Here is an 18,489-nt window from a genome sequence, read left to right as displayed (position 1 = left end):
GCTTTTCCGCCGCTTCTTCTTTCGCCTGTTTTCGGGCTAATGCCGCTGCCTTCGCCTTGGCTGCGGCCTCCGCTTTTCGTTTCGCTATATCCATTTCGCCTTCCGGCTTTTCCGCCGCTTCTTCTTTCGCCTGTTTTCGGGCTAATGCCGCTGCCTTCGCCTTGGCTGCGGCCTCCGCTTTTTGTTTCGCTAAGTCCTCCTTTTCACTCATCTATATCACCCGCTTTCCGGTTTTCGCCTCGTAACGGATTTTTTCTTTTAATTTATTGATCCCATAAATAAGTGCAGCTGGGTTTGGGGGACAACCCGGTATATATACATCGACAGGTACAATTTGATCTACCCCCTTGACCACTGAGTAAGAGTGAACATAAGGCCCACCAGCAGTTGCACAGGATCCCATTGCAATAACCCATTTCGGTTCTGGCATTTGTTCGTATAATCTACTTATTATTGGAGCCATTTTTTTCGTTACCGTTCCTGAAACAATCATGACATCCGATTGTCTGGGTGATGTCCGAAAAAATGAACCAAATCGGTCCAAATCATAATGAGAGGAACCGACACCCATCATTTCAATTGCACAACATGCCAAACCAAAAGTCATTGGCCAGAGTGAGTTACTTCTAGCCCAGCCTTTTATTTGCTCAAGTGTGGATAAAAAAATGCTATGGCGCATTTCTTCCATTTCTTTAGGGGTAAGTTCATCCAACTTCAATTCCACTTTAACACCTTCTTTTTCCAAGCGTAGATTAGCCCTAGCATTAGGATCAGGACAAAAAACAGCATTTCAATCAATGCAAACAGCCCGAGTTCATCATAGGCAACCGCCCATGGGTAAAGAAAAACCGTTTCTACATCAAATATGACGAACATCAATCCGAATAGATAATACCTGACATTGAATTGAACCCTTGAATCCTGAAAAGGCTCGATTCCACTTTCATAAGTCGTATATTTCATATCTGTCGGTTTATAAGGCCTTAGCAGTCTACCAAGAAATAAAGCGATCACAGGTAATAAAATGCCGAGACAAAGGAAAACAAATACAATTAAATAATTATTTTGGTAAATATGCAGCTGTCCCATGTTCATCTCCCTTTATGGATAAATCATGTTAAATGGGTACAATTAAAATTTGCTTGTCTTCTTTTTGGATACCGTTTTAAATATTATGCAGGGTAACATTCTTTTAGAAGCAACGTGAAAGGAGGAGTATGAAGCAATAAATGTAAGCGTATACATTATAACATTAGGATAAAATCATGTCGACGAGTTAAGGTTTAAAATTGAAGATACTTTACTCTATAATTCGACCTTTTTTTCCTAATTCCGATATTCAATGTCAATAATCCTCAAAAACCTTCTGGATAAAAAAACACCTGATCTTACCACGAATGGTTTGATCAGGTGTTTTCATAAATTAAAGTTATCGCATTTCTGCAATTTGGATTCGGTTGATGGCACGTTTAAGCGCTAAATCAGCTCTTTTCGCATCATTTGATCCATCATTGTTCTGCAATCTTTGTTCCGCACGGGCTTTTGCTGCTTGAGCACGTGCAAGATCGATAGTTTCAGCTCTTTCAGCAGATTGAGCCAAAATGGTTACCACATCAGGGCGAACTTCCAAGAAGCCACCATTTACAGCTACATAGTCTGTGTTGCTTCCATTTTTAAGACGGACAGCACCAATGGTAAGCGGGGCTACAGTTGGAACGTGTCCAGCCATGATTCCCAGCTCACCGCTTTTAGCTTTAGTGCTTACCATTTCAACTTCTGCATCATATACTGGGCCATCGGGAGTAACAACATTGACTTTAATGGTCTTCATTTCATTCCCTCCTAGGTCCCTTTAATTAAGCCATTTCTTTTGCTTTAGCAACAACTTCTTCGATGCGGCCAACTAGACGGAAAGCATCTTCAGGAAGTTCGTCATATTTTCCAGCTAGGATATCTTTGAATCCTTGGACTGTTTCTTTAACTGGTACATAAGATCCTTTTTGACCAGTAAATTGTTCAGCCACGTGGAAGTTTTGTGACAAGAAGTTTTGAATTCTACGAGCACGGCCAACGATTACTTTTTCGTTTTCGCTTAACTCGTCCATACCCAAGATCGCAATAATATCTTGAAGTTCTTTATATTTCTGTAAAGTTGATTGAACTTGGCGGGCTACATTATAGTGCTCAGCTCCAACGATTTCTGGGCTAAGAGCACGAGAAGAAGAAGCCAATGGATCAACTGCTGGGTAGATACCCATTTCAGAAAGCTTACGCTCAAGGTTAGTTGTTGCATCCAAGTGAGCGAAAGTTGTAGCTGGAGCCGGATCCGTATAGTCATCGGCAGGTACATAGATCGCTTGAATAGATGTAACAGAACCTTTATTAGTTGAAGTGATACGTTCTTGTAATTGACCCATTTCTGTAGCAAGAGTTGGTTGGTAACCTACCGCTGAAGGCATACGGCCTAGAAGGGCAGAAACCTCAGAACCTGCTTGAGTGAAACGGAAGATGTTATCGATGAAGAAAAGAACGTCTTGTCCTTGTTCGTCACGGAAATATTCAGCCATTGTCAAACCACTTAGAGCTACACGCATACGTGCACCTGGTGGCTCGTTCATTTGTCCGAATACCATCGCTGTTTTCTTAATAACACCAGAATCAGTCATCTCGTAGAAAAGGTCATTTCCTTCACGAGTACGCTCACCTACACCAGCGAATACAGAGATACCGCCGTGCTCTTGTGCGATGTTATTAATAAGTTCTTGGATAAGTACAGTTTTACCAACACCAGCACCACCGAAGAGACCGATTTTACCACCTTTGATGTAAGGTGCAAGTAAATCTACTACTTTAATACCAGTTTCAAGAATTTCAACTGTTGTTGATAAGTCCTCAAAAGTTGGTGCTTGTCTGTGAATTGGATCACGACGCACCTCTGCTGTAAGTGGTTCAAATAGGTCAATGTTTTCCCCTAATACGTTGAAAACACGGCCTAGAGTAACTTCACCTACAGGAACGGAAATTGGAGCTCCTGTATCAACAGTCTCTGCACCACGAGTTAAACCATCAGTGGAAGACATTGCTACAGTACGAACTGTATTATCACCTAGTTGAAGGGCTACTTCAAGAGTTAGTCCTGTACCAGACGCTGTATTTTCGATTCTTAACGCGTTATAGATCTTAGGAAGTTGTCCGTCTTCGAATTTCACGTCAACAACCGGACCCATAACTTGAGTAACGCGTCCTATATTCATCGTTTTCCCTCCTAACGTTGCTTATAACGACTATCGAGATTATGGAACGGCCAAGCTTCGTTCGGGCCGACCGTCCCCTTTAATGATTTTATTCTAAAGCTGCTGCACCGCCGACAATTTCCGTGATTTCTTGAGTAATTGCGGCCTGACGTGCACGGTTATATTGCAATGAAAGCGAGTCGATCAATTCTTTCGCATTATCGGTTGCATTTTTCATTGCAGTCATACGTGCAGAGTGCTCACTTGCTTTACCATCTAACAAAGCACCATAAATTAAACTTTCTGCGTACTGAGGTAGTAATACCTCAAGAATTTCTTCTGCATTCGGTTCAAATTCATAAGAAGTCAATGCTGCATTGGAAGTATTAAAGTCAGCTAAAGGAAGGACTTGCGTTTCCGTTACTTCCTGCTGGATTGGGCTGACATAATGGTTATAGTACATATAAAGCTCATCACACAGTTCATTTAGATACAAATTCACTGTTGATTTAGCAAGGGAGCTAATGTCAGCGAAAGACGGCTGATCGGGAACCCCAGTTACTTCAAGCTCTACGTGCATATTACGGCTGACAAAGAAATCACGGCCAACCCTTCCGATTGCGATAATGACGAACTCATCATTGGATTTATGGCGTTCAAGAATAGTTTTATGAACGTGGCGAAGGATGCTACTGTTGTATGCACCTGCCAATCCGCGGTCCGATGTGATTACCAGGTAACCGGTTTTCTTCACTGGACGTGAGACAAGCATTGGATGAGATGCACCCGTACTTCCGTTCGCAATACTTGATACTACTTCTTGAATTTTTTCCATATATGGAACATATGCTTTAGCATTAGCTTCAGCACGGTTCATTTTAGAAGCAGATACCATCTGCATCGCTTTTGTAATTTGACTCGTCTTTTTCGTTGAAGTAATCCGAGACTTAATATCGCGTAAAGAGGCCATTCATTCTCACCACCCTTTATAAATTAGTTAGACCTTATTATTCAGAAATAACGAAGTTCTTTTTGAACTCGTTAATTGCAGCAACGATAGCAGCGTCTTCAGGAAGACCTTTAGTTGTGCGAATGTGATCTAATAATTCTGGATGAGAACGATCTAGGAACACATAGTATTCTTCTTCAAAACGAAGGATATCCGATACTGGAATATCATCTAGATGACCTTTAGTCAATGCATAGAAAATCATGACTTGTTTTTCAACTTTAATTGGTTTATTTAGATCTTGCTTAAGAACTTCAACTGTACGAGCACCACGGTTAAGTTTTGCTTGTGTAGCAGCATCAAGATCAGAACCGAATTGGGAGAATGCTTCCAATTCACGATAAGAAGCTAAGTCTAGACGTAATGTACCAGCAACTTTTTTCATCGCTTTAATTTGTGCAGATCCACCAACACGGGATACGGAAAGACCAGCGTTAATCGCAGGACGTACACCTGAGAAGAACAAATCGGATTGTAAGAAGATTTGTCCATCTGTGATGGAAATAACATTTGTTGGAATGTAAGCAGAGATATCGCCTGCTTGTGTTTCAACAAATGGAAGCGCAGTGATTGAACCGGCACCTAAAGTGTCATTCAATTTAGCTGCACGCTCAAGTAAGCGGGAGTGCAAGTAGAATACATCCCCAGGGAATGCTTCACGACCTGGAGGACGGCGAAGAAGCAAGGAAAGTTCACGGTATGCTGATGCTTGTTTAGAAAGATCATCATATACCACTAAAACGTGCTTGCCAGCGAACATGAACTCTTCACCCATAGTCACACCAGCATATGGAGCTAGGTATAAAAGTGGTGCTGGTTGAGAAGCTGATGCAGATACAACAATTGTGTAATCCAGTGCACCATTTTTACGTAGTGTCTCAACTGTTCCACGAACTGTTGATTCTTTTTGACCAATAGCAACATAAATACAGATCATGTCTTGGTCAGCTTGGTTAAGGATTGTATCGATCGCAACTGATGTTTTACCAGTTTGACGGTCACCAATGATTAACTCACGTTGTCCGCGTCCGATTGGTACTAGAGCATCGATTGCTTTAATCCCTGTTTGTAATGGCTCATGAACAGATTTACGGTCCATAACACCTGTAGCAGGGCTTTCGATTGGACGAGTTTTTGTTGTAGCGATTGGACCAAGACCATCTAATGGCTGTCCTAGCGGATTCACGACACGTCCGATTAATTCTTCTCCAACTGGCACTTCCATGATACGGCCAGTACGGCGTACTTCACTGCCTTCTTGAATGTCTCTGAATGGTCCAAGAATAACAACACCTACGTTATTTTGCTCAAGGTTTTGTGCCAATCCCATTGAACCATTAGAAAATTCTAAGAGCTCCCCAGCCATTGCATTATCTAAACCATGAACGCGAGCGATACCATCACCAACAGTGATTACTGTACCTACATCGCTTACTTTAATTTCCGACTGATAGTTTTCAATCTGCTTTTTAATCAGCGCACTGATTTCTTCAGCTTTGATGCTCATGAATTTCACCCCTATCTGTGAATATTAACCTAATAGTTGTTTGCTAAGGCGATCAAGCTTCCCGCTTATCGTTCCGTCATAAATACGGTTACCGATTTGAAGTTTGATGCCGCCAAGAATACTGCTATCCGTAACATTAGTGATACGCAAATTACGTTTGCCGATTTTTGCAGCAAAAGCTGAAGACACAGCTTCCGCTTCAGCTTCAGTTAAAGGATTAACTGTATAAACAGTCGCGTCCGCAACTGAATTTTCTTCATTCGCAAGTTCAATGAACTCTTGTGCCATAGCAGTCACTTCATCTGTACGATGACGCTCCACCATTAACATTACAGTATTTTGAACGGAAGACGAAAGACTTGCAAATGCATTTGCAAGCAATGTATTTTTTGCATCGCTAGTCATTTTAGGATGAGCCAAGAAGTTTAATAGCTCTTTATCATTTGTGAAAACTTCATTCACTATGCGAAGCTCTTCTTCAAGTTGGTTAATGAGATTTTGCTCTTTCGCAATTTGGAAAAGAGCTACAGCATAACGTCCTGCCACAGTTATATCGCTCATTTACCTTCTCCTGCCTCTTGAATATATTCATTGATTAGTTTTTCTTGATCAGCTGATGAAAGTTCTTTCTCAATCACCTTAGAGGCGATCATAACAGATAATGAAGCTACTTGCTCGCGTAAGGCGGCAACTGCTTTTTCTCTCTCTTGAACGATTTCACGTTTTGCTGATTCTTTAACACGTTCAGCCTCTGCACGCGCTTGATTAATAATATCTTCGCGTTGTGCTTCGCCTTGTTGCTTAGCATTCTCTATAAGTTGTCCCGCTTCAGTGCGAGATTGTTTTACGATTTCACGCTGTTCTTCTAAATATTTCAGTGCTTCTTGTCTACTAACTTCAGCTGCTTCAATTTCATTTGCAACATGCTCTTCACGTTCTTTCATGATGCCCATTAGCGGACCCCATGCAAACTTCTTAAGCAACGCTAACAAAATAATAAAGATTACAAGCTGGTATATGATATCCCCACCATTAAAGTGGACTGCTTGACCAAGAACAAAATTGCTTGTTAACACGCTCGGTTCACTCCCTTCATGAGATTCACTATTGAAGTTCTGTATTTTCGATTGACAGTATCACTGTCATAAATGTTCACTTTAACACAGAGCAATGGCGAAGGGTCTCCTTGGATCATCTTCGCCATTATTGAACTTTTTCAAGTTATCTTATTTACCCATTACAATAAACGCGATAACTACAGCGATGATTGGAAGTGCCTCAACTAACGCAATACCAACGAACATTGTAGTTTGAAGCATACCACGAGCTTCTGGCTGACGAGCCATTCCTTCAATTGTACGCCCAACGATAAGACCATTACCAATACCCGCACCTAGTGCACCTAATCCAACTGCGATAGCAGCAGCTATAAGACCTAAAGAACCTGTCATGATAAATTTCCTCCTTGAAATGTTGTTTTATTTTTTCATCAATATAATGTTCAATATGAACAATATTTATAATTAATGGTCGTCACTTACTTTATGGGAAAGATAAACCATCGTTAACATAGTAAAGATAAAAGCTTGAATGGAGCCGACAAAGATACTAAATCCTTCCCAAGCTAACATCGGTAATGCAGCAGTGGCTGCACCCACAACACCACTTGTGCCTAGTCCAGCAAGTAAAGTTAATAGTAACTCACCCGCATAAATATTCCCGTAAAGCCGCAATCCTAGAGTTAACGTATTAGCGAACTCCTCAATGATCTTTAACGGAAACAAGAAACCCATTGGTTGGACATAAGTTTTGGCATAATTTTTCATGCCTCTCATCTTGATACCATAATAATGAGTTAAACCCATTACCATAACTGCCAAGGTTAAAGTTATTGCTGGATCTGATGTAGGTGATTTCCACCAAAGTTCATGTCCTATTACAATCGAGAACGGCAATCCTAACATGTTTGAAACAAATACGTACAATATTAATGTCATTCCCAACATAAGGAACTGACCACCCGTACGCCAATCCATATTGCTGTTGATGATGTTTTTCACAAAATCCATAACCCATTCGATAAAGTTTTGGATTCCTGTTGGCTTCATCGCAAGTTTTCGAGTTGCTGCTACAGCAATAATGAAGACAATGAGACTTGCGATAGTCATCATAAGAACATTAGCCAAGTTGAAATGTATTCCAGTATCCATAAATTCCCACATAGGAGCTTCATGATTCAACAGTATTCACCTCTCTTCTTTACTACCTACGTATGTTTTGCATAAAATAATCTATCATAATGACAATGTAAACTGTCATTAATCCCACTACCACGCAGACCACTTGAAACTCGTCAGGATATCTCAATGCAATAATTGCAGCTAAACCCGCTACAGACATTCTAGTTAAACTACCAAGGGAGCGCGTTTTCTTACCTTCGGCAACCTCTTGGGCGAACTTTTTGTTCTTTTTGACCATTGACCAGAATATAAATAGGCTGAAGGCAGTTCCAAGCAATAATCCTTGGAAGACTGAATCATGTGAAGTGAAGCCCACCCCGAGTACATAAATACCCATTAAATACAACATGTATTTTAGCTGCCTATTGAACATTTTTTCCAATTCTAGCATTTTGTCATGTAATCTCCCTAGAAATATTGTAGAATCTGTGTTTAGCTAAGGGAATTTGCCCGTAACAAGTCCAAATAGAAGGTCAAAAACTAGCTTCTATTTAACACGTTATTGACGTATGAAACCCCTCTCATTTTACATCCTTAGTTAGCATACAATAGGCAAGAATCATTGTCAATGAGTGGTTAGTGAAATTTGTCACAGGTTTGTAATTATTAACGAATTGTTCACAAATTATCTTTTTTATACTATTGACATCCATTTTATTTTACTTATTGTCCTCTATTCACTCAATAAGTAACGTCTTTTCTATCCGATCTTCCCTTCCACCCTTTCTCGCAAAGATTATTGCTTTATACACTCCTTTAGGCGGCAAGTTCTTTTTCAATACATCTTTTTTGACCAAACCGGAAGGTGCCGATCTGGACCAATCCAAATATCCAGCGAATTTCAAGCTATCTTCCTCATAAAGGGCAATACCGAATTCTTCAGCCCCACGCGGAAGGTACATTTCGTATCGATATGTGCCTTTCTGGTCCCCTTGGCCAAAATCAAATCCCATTATCCTTGGGTAATCAGGCTCTTCTTTTACATATAAATAAGGAAGGGATATTCTTTTGGTTCCTTCCATTATAATGAGGTATCCATCAAAGACTCCTTTTTTAAGCTTGGCTGGGTTGACCTGCAGCCCCACTTTTACCCGTTTCTTTTCCTTCGGATTCAAAGTAAGGGATTTCGGCAATTCCCAAGTAAGTCCCGTCTCTTTCAATGGGACCATGAAGGAGTACTTCCTCATTTCCGTTCCGATATTTTCTATGACTATCGTTTCATGATGCTCTTCAATTCCTTCTTTTTTTGTATACATCCCAAAGGACAATGAGCTTGGACTCAAGAGCGTGTCGGCTTTTAATGCTTCGTCGACCTGGATGCGTCCAGCCCCCTGTTCATATGTGTGATACAATTGATTTGCAGATTTCCTCAATGGCTTGGAAGTGCTCATCAATGCAGATTTCACTTGATCCGGAGTCCATTCGGGGTGTCTTTGCAGGATTAAGGCGCATGCTCCTGCAACATGCGGTGCGGACATACTCGTTCCATCCAGGGACATATATCCTTTTGGAATGGTACTTTCAATTTCCACTCCCGGTGCCAATACGTCAGGCTTTATTCCCCATGATACGGTTACCGGTCCCCTGGAGCTAAAATCTGCGAGCTTATCCTGCTCGTTCTTATAAACAAATTGGACGGTTTTGCTCTGCCCTTGCTCCATGATTTGCTTTAGCTGCAATCCATCTCTTCTATTAATAGAAGCAGCTGGGATGTTCATTTCTTTTTCCAAGCTTCCAGTAAAGGTCCCGCTCGTATTATTATAAACAATTACCCCCTTTGCACCTGCCTTCTCTGCATTGGATACTTTCTGCTGGAAGGTAAGTGTGCCACGTTCCATCAACACAATCTTATCCCGAACATGTTTCAGGGCCTTTTCATTACCCAGACCCCCATATATGACATCCTCGGAAAACGTCAGGTTCCATTTTTTAGAGCCTTGAAACACTGTTAAATGCGATTGATGCTTTTTCGATCCAAGTCCGTAAATCATATACGGAACCCTTAAGGGAGGGGTCGATGCCCCAACGGAAATCGCTTTTTCCGCTGTTCCGGGTGAGCCTACGGTCCATACAGCCGGACCGGAATTCCCGTTTGATGTCACGGCAACGATGCCGCTTTCCACAGCCTTATTCAACGCAAGGGAGATAGGTAAATCAGGGCCATTGACGTTATTGCCAAGAGAGAGGTTCAATACATCCACCTTATCCTTCATGGCTGACTCAATAGCCATCAAGACTTGGTCTGTATCTCCTGCACCACCTGGTCCCAAAGCTCGATATGCATATATCTCCGCTTCTGGCGCGACGCCTTTCATTTTTCCATTGGCTGCAATGATGCCTGCCACATGAGTCCCATGTAATGTATCCAGGTCGCCTTGATTTTTGGTTTCCATCGGATCTTCATCACCATCAACCAGATCCTTCCCTCCTTTATAAGCACGTTGCAAATCTGGATGTGTATAATCGATGCCAGTATCTATTATTCCTACTTTTACCCCTTTCCCGGTGATCCGGTGATTCTCCTTATCAAAGAAACCCCTGACCCTGCCTCCTCCTATGTATGGGACACTTTTATCCAACACTGCTTGATAAACGGATACTTCCGTTACAGCCTGAATTTCATCCTCCTTTTTAAGTTGTTCTATCTCATTCATTTTCCCATGAACGGAAAATCCATTCAGGGCAACTGAATAAACATTCCGTAATTGAAGAGATGGATATTTTTCAAGCAGTTTTTCGATTTTTTTTCGTTGAAACACCTTATCCATCGTGACAACAACCGTTACTTTTTTAGATTCTGATAGTTTTGGTAAAGGCGGCAGAATGACGGATGCCAATCCCTTTTCATTTTGATAAATAAATATAAAAAGGAAAACAAACACTATGAACGTTTTCTTTCCCAACATAATCATCCCCTTAGCAGTTATCTTTTCTCAACAACCTTGGAGTATGCAAATAAAAAAAGGAAAAGCGCATGGCTTTTCCTTTTTTATGAGTCAAATCTAGTTGGCGGCATGTCTGCTTGCTTAAAATAGTAACGGATGGCTTCAGCGATGCGGACCGAAGCATTTCCATCCCCATATGGATTTGAAGCTTTGGACATTTTTTCGTGCACCTCTTGATCGGTGAGCAATTCATGTGCCAAGTTATATATGTTTTGTTCATCAGTACCCGCCAATCTTAAGGTTCCAGCAGCAATCCCCTCAGGACGTTCGGTCGTATCCCTTAAAACTAGGACAGGTACACCAAGTGACGGTGCCTCTTCCTGGATTCCTCCAGAATCAGTCAAAATCAGATAGGCTCTTGAAGCGAAGTTATGGAAATCCAATACATCCAGCGGTTCAATCAAATGAACCCGCGGATCGTCCCCGAGAATTTCGTTTGCCAATTCCTGAACAAGCGGATTTAAATGGACAGGATATACCACTTGAACGTCATCATGCTCAGCAATGATTCTCTTTACGGCCCTGAAGATATTCCTCATGGGTTCGCCAAGGTTTTCCCTGCGATGGGCGGTAAGCAAAATGAGCCTGTCTTCTCCCAGTCCATTTAAAACCGGATGGAAATACGTGGAACGTACAGTAGTTTTTAAAGCATCGGTTGCCGTATTTCCCGTCACGAAGATATTATCCTTCTTGTTTTCGTTCAGCAGATTCTCCTCCGCTTTCGAAGTCGGCGCAAAATGCAAATCTGCCATGGTACCTGTAAGCTGCCGATTCATCTCTTCCGGATAGGGGGAATACTTATTCCATGTGCGCAGCCCCGCTTCTACATGCCCAATGACAATTTGATTATAAAAAGCTGCCAGACTTGCGACAAACGTCGTGGTTGTATCACCGTGTACAAGAACAATATCAGGTTTAGCTTCCTTCATTACTGAATCAAGACCATTTAATGCTCTTGTTGTAATGTCAGCAAGTGTTTGCCTTTCCTTCATTATGTCCAAGTCATAGTCCGGCTGTATGGAAAATAGTTCGAGAACTTGATCTAACATTTGGCGATGCTGAGCCGTAACAGCAACAATCGGCTTGAAATATTCTGGGTGTTTTTGAAATTCGAGTACTAAGGGAGCCATTTTGACAGCTTCTGGTCTCGTCCCGAAAATGGTCATGACTTTTATCGGTTTATTCATTCGTGACACCTCAGTTTCTCTCCTTATTTTGTGCCGAATAAACGATCTCCCGCGTCTCCAAGACCTGGAACGATATACCCGTGTTCATTCAGTTTTTCGTCAAGACCCGCAATATAAATATCAACATCAGGATGGGCTTCTTTTAATGCTTCTACACCCTCTGGAGCTGCAATCAAACACATGAATTTAATATTGACTGCACCGCGCTTTTTAATGGAATGGATCGCTTCGATGGCTGATCCGCCAGTGGCTAACATCGGGTCAACGACAATGCATTCCCTTTCAGCCAAATCGCTTGGCATTTTCGCATAATACTCAACCGGTTTCAATGTTTCAGGATCACGGTAAAGTCCAACATGTCCGACCTTTGCAGCAGGAATCAGCTTAATGATCCCGTCCACCATCCCTATGCCCGCACGTAAAATCGGAACGATCCCCACTTTTTTACCAGAAAGCATTTTCACTTTCGCTGTGCTTACAGGCGTTTGGATTTCCACCTCTTCCAGCGGCATATCCCTGGTGATTTCAAATGCCATCAATGATGCAACTTCATCCACTAGTTCACGGAATTCTTTTGTTCCTGTATTTATATCACGTATATAGGCTAATTTGTGTTGAATTAACGGGTGATCGAAAACATAAACTTTTCCCATTTAGCATCTCTCCAATTCCATTGCTTAGTTTTGCGCTTTTTTATGATTTCCCTAATTGAATAGAAAATTTTCGTGTCTTTTAAAATTCACTTCAACCTATTTTACAGAAAAATGTTTCAATCTTCAATAAAGGTTTAGATGTCAGACCTATTTTCACTATTCGGATTCTTCTAACACCGGCCTTCCATAAGATACAAAAAAACCGCTCCCTTTAAAAGGGAGCAGCTACGATATTACAATGAAGGATATAATTCAAACTTGCTCGCTAATGATTCGACACGTTGTTTTGCTTCTTCAAGTTTAGCTGCGTCTTCATTATTTTTCAAAACAAGTCCGATGATTGCAGCTATTTCATCCATGTCTTCCAATCCGAAGCCACGTGATGTCACCGCCGCAGTCCCAATGCGTATACCGCTGGTAACGAATGGTTTTTCCGGGTCATAAGGAATCGCATTTTTGTTCACGGTAATACCGATTTCATCCAAAACATGTTCTGCGATTTTTCCCGTTAATCCAGTAGAGCGCACATCAAGAAGAATCAAGTGATTGTCCGTTCCATCAGAAACAAGGGTGAACCCTTCTTTCTTCAAACCTTCGCCCAAACGTTTAGCATTATCGATGATCTGTTGTGCATATACTTTAAATTCATCTTGAAGCGCTTCGCCGAATGCAACAGCTTTAGCGGATATAACATGCATCAACGGACCGCCTTGAATTCCAGGGAAGATGGATTTATCGATCTTCTTACCGAATTCTTCTTTACAGATGATCATCCCTCCGCGTGGTCCGCGAAGTGTTTTATGAGTGGTTGTCGTTACAAAGTCAGCATAAGGAATCGGACTTTGATGTAATCCAGCCGCAACTAAACCTGCAATATGCGCCATATCGACCATTAAATAAGCCCCAACTTCATCTGCAATTTCACGGAATCGCTTGAAATCAATTTCCCGCGGATATGCACTTGCACCCGCTACGATCAATTTCGGTTTGTGCTGACGCGCTTTTTCCAATACATCATTGTAATCGATACGGTGATCTTTTTCGTCTACACCATATTCAACAAAATTGTAGTTAACACCACTGAAGTTAACTGGACTTCCATGTGTTAAGTGACCTCCATGCGAAAGGTTCATCCCAAGTACTGTGTCTCCAGTTTGAAGAACAGTAAAGTAAACAGCCATATTGGCTTGAGCTCCAGAGTGAGGCTGTACGTTCACATACTCCCCTCCGAAAATTTCTTTCGCACGCTCACGTGCTAGATCTTCAACGATGTCTACATACTCACATCCGCCATAGTAACGTTTTCCAGGGTATCCTTCTGCATACTTATTAGTCAAGACCGATCCTTGTGCTTCCATGACAGCTTCACTCACGAAGTTTTCAGAAGCAATAAGCTCAATTTTACTTCTTTGACGCCCTAATTCCAGTTGAATGGCGTTAAACACTTGCTCATCTTGCTTTGCTAAACGATTCATTCCGTAATTCCTCCTCAAATTGTGCGTGATTCGCTTTTTAGTATTTATGTGCAACATGCCTTCAAAAAAGCATGAAAAAGCCTTACCAATAGTTATTAGAAAATTCTACTCCATTTTAACATGTCTAATTTAGAAGTGATAGTCTAATTTTATCGAACGTTAAATGTTTTTTTATTTAAAAACGTTCGTATTTAACACCTAAATTATACTAAATAGCTCTTCCACCCTATATTTCATAAGCAAAATCACCATTCTATTAGCACTATAAAGTAGTGATTTTTTTGTGAACCTTATCTTGAGCTTTACGATTTCGCTCGCATTCAATTAAAAAACAGCATTCCCCATCCGAGAAATGCTGTCCCACTTACCCATTAAGTACAACTTTTGTTATCAGAAATGTCCTGATAAACGGCCCGCTCCCCGCCAATCAGTTTCGGACGTGTTTTTGCCATGGTCACATGTGCATGTCCTATTTCTTTAATGGCAGAGCGAATCGGAACCGCCACATGCTTCAGATGCATGCCAATGAAGGTGTCCCCAATGTCAATCCCCGCATCCGCTTTAATATGCTCGACGACGACAGCATCTTTCCATCGCTGATAGGCGTACGTCGCCATCGATCCCCCAGCTGTTCTTACAGGTACAACTGAAACTTCTTCATAATCATATCGAACCGCGGTTTCCCTTTGCAAAACCAAGGCCCTGTTTAGATGCTCACAACATTGATATGCAACCTGAACACCCGTTTTTCCTTGAAAATCCCTAACTACGGAAAAAATCATCCCTGCAACATCGAGCGTCCCTTCTGTACCGATCCTTTTCCCGATCACTTCACTTGTACTGCAGCCGATCACCAGTAGCTGTTTCTCTTTTAAAGCTGTCTGTTCTTGAAACTCATGTAAAAGTTCCCGAAACTGGTTTTCCCATATCTCAAGCTCATTTGAAAATGTAGCATCACTTGTCATGAAAACGCATCCTTTCAATTAAGAAAACTTGCTATCGGAAGAAAAGGGTTCTCTCCAAAAAACCATAAGAATTAGCTATGTTTACCTTCATACTCCGCAATCTTACCGATCCTGTTTTGATGACGCCCGCCTTCAAATTCCGAAGTCAGCCATGTTTGTGCGATTTCCCTGGCCAGACCCGGGCCAATGACACGTTCCCCCATCGCTAACATATTGGTATCATTATGCTGGCGGGTCAATTTAGCACTATAGACATCATGAACCAATGCACATCGTATTCCTTTGACTTTATTGGCAGCAATACTCATTCCAATTCCAGTTCCACAGATTAAAATGCCCCGATCGAACTCACCCCGCGCCACTTTTTCAGCAACCGGCAAGGCATAATCAGGATAATCCACCGACGTACTGCATTCACAGCCAAAGTCCTCAAATGGAATCTGTAACTCACTCAATAAATTCTTTATTTCTTCACGGATATGTATACCACCATGATCCGAAGCAATCGCAACTTTCATCATAATCCTCCTCTAGCTTTTTCATTTGATTTTATTGTGTCACAAAATTATGAAAAGATAAAGGATGTCCATCCTTTTTCCCCGCAAAGAAGCAGGAAACCGACTCGGGCTTCCTGCAGTAAAATGTCAAGTGTGAAAGCGGGTAATGGTCCTGTTTTTCCGCTTGCACTTTAAGTTCCATTGCCGATTTTTCGACATTTTCCATGACTATCGCTTGTTCGCTTGTCGTAGCCGTCACTTCTTCCGCTCCAGCAGATGCTTATTCTGCAATAGCAGCCACTTCTTGGGACTGCCTTGATCCTACACTTTGCATTGACGGGCAACAAGCTTAGTAATATCTTTTACTGCAGCGACCACATTATGTACCCCGTTTATTCTTTAAGCCTTTTTACTAATTCTTCTATTAATTCCTGCAGCTCCCTGAACGTTTCCCGGTAAATGCCTTCAGAACCGCCAAACGGATCTATTATGTCTCTATCATATTTATCCTCAATAATGAATTCTTTTAAAGTAAAAGTCTTATCGATCATTTGGGGGTAAGCACGGGTAATGACCGATTTATGCCCTTCCGTCATGGTGAAAATATGAGTCGCCCATTCCATTTCCTTCTTGGATAAGGGCGTTGAATGATGATTATGCACTATTCCATTTTCAACCAATACATTTTTAGCATGCAGCGAAGCATCCTGGCCTGATGAAGCATACACGCCTGCGGACTTCACTTCAACACCCGCAATATTCTTATTTTTCAATATCGCTTCTGCCATCGGGCTTCTGCATGTGTTACCCGTACATACAAATAATACTCGGAACATTTTTAACGCCTCCTTTTTTATTCATTATAAGCTATCGCCCGTTTATTATAGTCAAAAAAATCACCCTCATTATGTCCGAAGAAAAATAAAAACCGCCCCAGTAATCGGAACAGTTGAGGAAGGAACGATATGAATTCAAGCGGATCAAAAAGAGAACAATAATTTCAATCCAAACGCACACAGGATGCTTCCGCCAAGAATCTCACTATACACGCCAAGCAAGCCCTGCATTTTTCTACCCAGTAAAAGCCCAGACCACGTTAATAGAGTGGCAGCAAACCCAAAACAAAGAACGGTCAAAATCGTTTTTGCACCGTAAATTCCCAGCGTCAATCCTACTGAGAAGCTATCCAGGCTTACCCCTAAAGCAAAAATGAATAGACCTTTCCCGACAGGAGCCAGCATCTTATTTTCCCTGACACCAGCTCCATCCTTTTTACCAGGGATAAACATCTGTATACCAAGAATAATCAACAATAGACCGCCAGCGTATGTAGCAAAGGTCCCGAATTTTTCTGAAATGAAACGGCCTGCCCCCATTCCAAGCAAGGGCATCCAAATATGAAAAATGCCTACTGTCATCCCTATAAAAAGTATTTGCCTCAACCTTAGCTTAAACATTCCCATTCCAAGGCCAACTGAAAAGGCATCCATTCCCAACGCGAATGCCATTAGCAATAAGGTGATGATTTCTCCAGCAAATGTATTCATTCAAATCCTCCTCGGACGTGCCTACTACATGTTATGCATGTCCGAAAAGAAATAGAAGGATAAATCAGTCCTTATTACACATGTTCCTTGATGATTTGATGGCCTGCAGCCTTCTCAAGCCGGTTCATGACCGCAGCCCCTATTCCATGGTCAGGAAACATTTCACTAAAAATGACATCGACCTCCAGCTCGTCAAACTGTCTTAAAGCATCATATAAGCCTGTCGCAACAGTATGCAAATCCGCTAATGAACCTGGGACAATTACATAATCCGCCTTATAATCCTGTTGATGTTCATAAGCCGTTATGATGCCCACCTTTAACCCGTCAGTTCTTTTTTCATCCACAAGCTTCTGAAGGAAAGCTTGATTACCCTTGACTAAATATAGAGGGGCCTTCGGAGCATAGTGGGTATACTTCATGCCCGGGGCTTTTGGCGCCGCTTCCTGATTCTTCAATGCGACATCTTGCCTGACTTCCCCTATTACCGCTTCCAGCTGTTCCAGGGTCACCCCGCCAGGCCTTAGAATAACAGGCACTTCCACAGTGCAGTCAAGTACTGTGGATTCTACGCCCACACCCGTAGTCCCGCCATCGACTATGCCTGCAATCCGGCCCATCAAGTCATCTTCAACATGTTTTGCTGAAGTGGGGCTTGGTTTCCCAGAAGTATTTGCACTTGGAGCCGCAATGGGCAAATCACTTGCACGAATAAGGCCTAGAGCAACCTGATGATCTGGCATCCTGACAGCCACCGTGTCCAAACCAGCTGTCACAAGGTTTGATAGCTGGCCCGGTTTTCGTTTCATGATCAAAGTCAAAGGACCCGGCCAAAATTCTGCCATTAGCTTCCGAGCCTGTTCCGGTATCTCTTCTACAATACCTGACAACTGGTCATCGGAGGCTATGTGAACGATCAAAGGATTATCACTCGGACGCCCCTTCGCTTCAAACACTTTTTTGACTGCCTCGTCATTTTTGGCATTCGCCCCCAGTCCATAAACGGTCTCTGTAGGAAAAGCAACCACTTGATTTGCCTTTAATAATTCAGCTGATTGTGTAATCTGGGGATAACTTTGTAAATTATCCACATTTTTATCCACTGACCAAATTTTCGTTTTCATCTTGAACACCATCGCCTTTTAACATTTCTTATTTTATATAATCGCTTTTATATGAACGATATTCTCAAATTATTGTAATAAATTCACTTAAAGATACTTTGAAAGTA

The 18,489-nt window shown here is 41.8% G+C and carries 21 protein-coding genes and 1 pseudogene; all 22 read right to left on the bottom strand.

From position 1 onward, the window contains the following. Nucleotides 1–211: pseudogene (locus tag ACFX4I_RS06430) on the bottom strand (NADH-quinone oxidoreductase subunit C); the annotation flags it as partial. After that, nucleotides 212–688 (bottom strand): NuoB/complex I 20 kDa subunit family protein, encoded by a 477-nt coding sequence (locus ACFX4I_RS06425; protein WP_170946902.1) that lies wholly within the window; start codon nt 686–688, stop codon nt 212–214. Nucleotides 689–714: 26 nt separating this feature from the next. Continuing rightward, nucleotides 715–1,089: an NADH-quinone oxidoreductase subunit A gene (locus ACFX4I_RS06420; RefSeq protein WP_076368347.1), complete on the bottom strand. Its 375-nt coding sequence runs from the start codon at nt 1,087–1,089 to the stop codon at nt 715–717. A gap of 340 nt (nt 1,090–1,429) precedes the next feature. Next, complete coding sequence (locus tag ACFX4I_RS06415; RefSeq protein WP_034315803.1) at nt 1,430–1,831, bottom strand: F0F1 ATP synthase subunit epsilon; 402 nt, start codon at nt 1,829–1,831, stop codon at nt 1,430–1,432. A 25-nt stretch (nt 1,832–1,856) separates the two neighbouring features. Then, nucleotides 1,857–3,254 (bottom strand): F0F1 ATP synthase subunit beta, encoded by a 1,398-nt coding sequence (gene atpD, locus ACFX4I_RS06410; protein WP_230304039.1) that lies wholly within the window; start codon nt 3,252–3,254, stop codon nt 1,857–1,859. Between the two features lie 88 nt (nt 3,255–3,342). Then, complete coding sequence (locus tag ACFX4I_RS06405; protein ID WP_230304040.1) at nt 3,343–4,203, bottom strand: F0F1 ATP synthase subunit gamma; 861 nt, start codon at nt 4,201–4,203, stop codon at nt 3,343–3,345. A gap of 37 nt (nt 4,204–4,240) precedes the next feature. Beyond that, nucleotides 4,241–5,749, bottom strand: a complete 1,509-nt coding sequence (atpA, locus tag ACFX4I_RS06400) for a F0F1 ATP synthase subunit alpha (protein WP_034315812.1) — start codon at nt 5,747–5,749, stop codon at nt 4,241–4,243. A 24-nt stretch (nt 5,750–5,773) separates the two neighbouring features. Then, nucleotides 5,774–6,310 (bottom strand): F0F1 ATP synthase subunit delta, encoded by a 537-nt coding sequence (locus ACFX4I_RS06395; protein WP_377419707.1) that lies wholly within the window; start codon nt 6,308–6,310, stop codon nt 5,774–5,776. Then, on the bottom strand, nt 6,307–6,825 hold the full coding sequence (gene atpF, locus ACFX4I_RS06390; protein ID WP_230304042.1) for a F0F1 ATP synthase subunit B: 519 nt from the start codon (nt 6,823–6,825) through the stop codon (nt 6,307–6,309). Before atpF ends, ACFX4I_RS06395 begins: the two co-directional genes overlap by 4 nt. A gap of 150 nt (nt 6,826–6,975) precedes the next feature. Next, nucleotides 6,976–7,200: a F0F1 ATP synthase subunit C gene (gene atpE, locus ACFX4I_RS06385; protein WP_034315818.1), complete on the bottom strand. Its 225-nt coding sequence runs from the start codon at nt 7,198–7,200 to the stop codon at nt 6,976–6,978. A gap of 72 nt (nt 7,201–7,272) precedes the next feature. Continuing rightward, entirely contained in the window at nt 7,273–7,989 is a 717-nt protein-coding gene (atpB, locus tag ACFX4I_RS06380; protein WP_076368353.1) for a F0F1 ATP synthase subunit A, read from the bottom strand. A gap of 22 nt (nt 7,990–8,011) precedes the next feature. Beyond that, entirely contained in the window at nt 8,012–8,380 is a 369-nt protein-coding gene (locus ACFX4I_RS06375) for an ATP synthase subunit I (RefSeq protein WP_230304043.1), read from the bottom strand. A gap of 286 nt (nt 8,381–8,666) precedes the next feature. Continuing rightward, nucleotides 8,667–10,895: a S8 family serine peptidase gene (locus tag ACFX4I_RS06370; RefSeq protein ID WP_377419704.1), complete on the bottom strand. Its 2,229-nt coding sequence runs from the start codon at nt 10,893–10,895 to the stop codon at nt 8,667–8,669. Nucleotides 10,896–10,978: 83 nt separating this feature from the next. After that, nucleotides 10,979–12,121, bottom strand: coding sequence for a non-hydrolyzing UDP-N-acetylglucosamine 2-epimerase (wecB, locus tag ACFX4I_RS06365; RefSeq protein ID WP_230300322.1), 1,143 nt, complete (start codon nt 12,119–12,121; stop codon nt 10,979–10,981). Between the two features lie 23 nt (nt 12,122–12,144). Next, on the bottom strand, nt 12,145–12,774 hold the full coding sequence (upp, locus tag ACFX4I_RS06360) for a uracil phosphoribosyltransferase (protein WP_034315825.1): 630 nt from the start codon (nt 12,772–12,774) through the stop codon (nt 12,145–12,147). A 233-nt stretch (nt 12,775–13,007) separates the two neighbouring features. Continuing rightward, nucleotides 13,008–14,249 carry a serine hydroxymethyltransferase gene (locus tag ACFX4I_RS06355; RefSeq protein ID WP_192207256.1) on the bottom strand — a complete coding sequence of 414 codons (1,242 nt, stop codon included), beginning with the start codon at nt 14,247–14,249 and terminating at the stop codon, nt 13,008–13,010. Nucleotides 14,250–14,620: 371 nt separating this feature from the next. Then, complete coding sequence (locus tag ACFX4I_RS06350) at nt 14,621–15,214, bottom strand: TIGR01440 family protein (protein ID WP_230300320.1); 594 nt, start codon at nt 15,212–15,214, stop codon at nt 14,621–14,623. A 71-nt stretch (nt 15,215–15,285) separates the two neighbouring features. Continuing rightward, nucleotides 15,286–15,732 carry a ribose 5-phosphate isomerase B gene (rpiB, locus tag ACFX4I_RS06345; RefSeq protein WP_283932407.1) on the bottom strand — a complete coding sequence of 149 codons (447 nt, stop codon included), beginning with the start codon at nt 15,730–15,732 and terminating at the stop codon, nt 15,286–15,288. A gap of 31 nt (nt 15,733–15,763) precedes the next feature. Then, nucleotides 15,764–15,970 carry a hypothetical protein gene (locus tag ACFX4I_RS06340; RefSeq protein ID WP_230300318.1) on the bottom strand — a complete coding sequence of 69 codons (207 nt, stop codon included), beginning with the start codon at nt 15,968–15,970 and terminating at the stop codon, nt 15,764–15,766. A 133-nt stretch (nt 15,971–16,103) separates the two neighbouring features. After that, nucleotides 16,104–16,547, bottom strand: coding sequence for a low molecular weight protein arginine phosphatase (locus tag ACFX4I_RS06335; RefSeq protein WP_230300317.1), 444 nt, complete (start codon nt 16,545–16,547; stop codon nt 16,104–16,106). A gap of 144 nt (nt 16,548–16,691) precedes the next feature. Then, nucleotides 16,692–17,258, bottom strand: a complete 567-nt coding sequence (locus ACFX4I_RS06330) for a manganese efflux pump MntP (RefSeq protein WP_230300316.1) — start codon at nt 17,256–17,258, stop codon at nt 16,692–16,694. Between the two features lie 74 nt (nt 17,259–17,332). Further along, on the bottom strand, nt 17,333–18,382 hold the full coding sequence (locus ACFX4I_RS06325; protein ID WP_377419701.1) for an L-threonylcarbamoyladenylate synthase: 1,050 nt from the start codon (nt 18,380–18,382) through the stop codon (nt 17,333–17,335). Nucleotides 18,383–18,489: the final 107 nt, after the last annotated feature.

The organism is Peribacillus sp. YIM B13472, from assembly GCF_042788005.1.
In the GTDB taxonomy this organism is placed as follows: Bacteria; Bacillota; Bacilli; order Bacillales; family DSM-1321; genus Peribacillus; species Peribacillus simplex_E.
The sequence above is the reverse complement of the archived record's forward strand: the minus strand, read 5'-3'. Positions and strand labels throughout refer to the sequence as shown.

What these genes read in the sequence shown, in the direction of transcription:
- ACFX4I_RS06350 (WP_230300320.1), bottom strand. Translation starts at nt 15,214, where the DNA reads ATGACAAGTGATGCTACATTTTCAAATGAGCTTGAGATATGGGAAAAC.
- ACFX4I_RS06335 (WP_230300317.1), bottom strand. Translation starts at nt 16,547, where the DNA reads ATGTTCCGAGTATTATTTGTATGTACGGGTAACACATGCAGAAGCCCG.
- atpE (WP_034315818.1), bottom strand. Translation starts at nt 7,200, where the DNA reads ATGACAGGTTCTTTAGGTCTTATAGCTGCTGCTATCGCAGTTGGATTA.
- ACFX4I_RS06325 (WP_377419701.1), bottom strand. Translation starts at nt 18,382, where the DNA reads ATGAAAACGAAAATTTGGTCAGTGGATAAAAATGTGGATAATTTACAA.
- ACFX4I_RS06370 (WP_377419704.1), bottom strand. Translation starts at nt 10,895, where the DNA reads ATGTTGGGAAAGAAAACGTTCATAGTGTTTGTTTTCCTTTTTATATTT.
- ACFX4I_RS06420 (WP_076368347.1), bottom strand. Translation starts at nt 1,089, where the DNA reads ATGGGACAGCTGCATATTTACCAAAATAATTATTTAATTGTATTTGTT.
- ACFX4I_RS06395 (WP_377419707.1), bottom strand. Translation starts at nt 6,310, where the DNA reads ATGAGCGATATAACTGTGGCAGGACGTTATGCTGTAGCTCTTTTCCAA.
- ACFX4I_RS06415 (WP_034315803.1), bottom strand. Translation starts at nt 1,831, where the DNA reads ATGAAGACCATTAAAGTCAATGTTGTTACTCCCGATGGCCCAGTATAT.
- ACFX4I_RS06355 (WP_192207256.1), bottom strand. Translation starts at nt 14,249, where the DNA reads ATGAATCGTTTAGCAAAGCAAGATGAGCAAGTGTTTAACGCCATTCAA.
- wecB (WP_230300322.1), bottom strand. Translation starts at nt 12,121, where the DNA reads ATGAATAAACCGATAAAAGTCATGACCATTTTCGGGACGAGACCAGAA.
- atpD (WP_230304039.1), bottom strand. Translation starts at nt 3,254, where the DNA reads ATGAATATAGGACGCGTTACTCAAGTTATGGGTCCGGTTGTTGACGTG.
- ACFX4I_RS06425 (WP_170946902.1), bottom strand. Translation starts at nt 688, where the DNA reads ATGGAAGAAATGCGCCATAGCATTTTTTTATCCACACTTGAGCAAATA.
- ACFX4I_RS06405 (WP_230304040.1), bottom strand. Translation starts at nt 4,203, where the DNA reads ATGGCCTCTTTACGCGATATTAAGTCTCGGATTACTTCAACGAAAAAG.
- ACFX4I_RS06375 (WP_230304043.1), bottom strand. Translation starts at nt 8,380, where the DNA reads ATGCTAGAATTGGAAAAAATGTTCAATAGGCAGCTAAAATACATGTTG.
- rpiB (WP_283932407.1), bottom strand. Translation starts at nt 15,732, where the DNA reads ATGAAAGTTGCGATTGCTTCGGATCATGGTGGTATACATATCCGTGAA.
- upp (WP_034315825.1), bottom strand. Translation starts at nt 12,774, where the DNA reads ATGGGAAAAGTTTATGTTTTCGATCACCCGTTAATTCAACACAAATTA.
- ACFX4I_RS06330 (WP_230300316.1), bottom strand. Translation starts at nt 17,258, where the DNA reads ATGAATACATTTGCTGGAGAAATCATCACCTTATTGCTAATGGCATTC.
- atpA (WP_034315812.1), bottom strand. Translation starts at nt 5,749, where the DNA reads ATGAGCATCAAAGCTGAAGAAATCAGTGCGCTGATTAAAAAGCAGATT.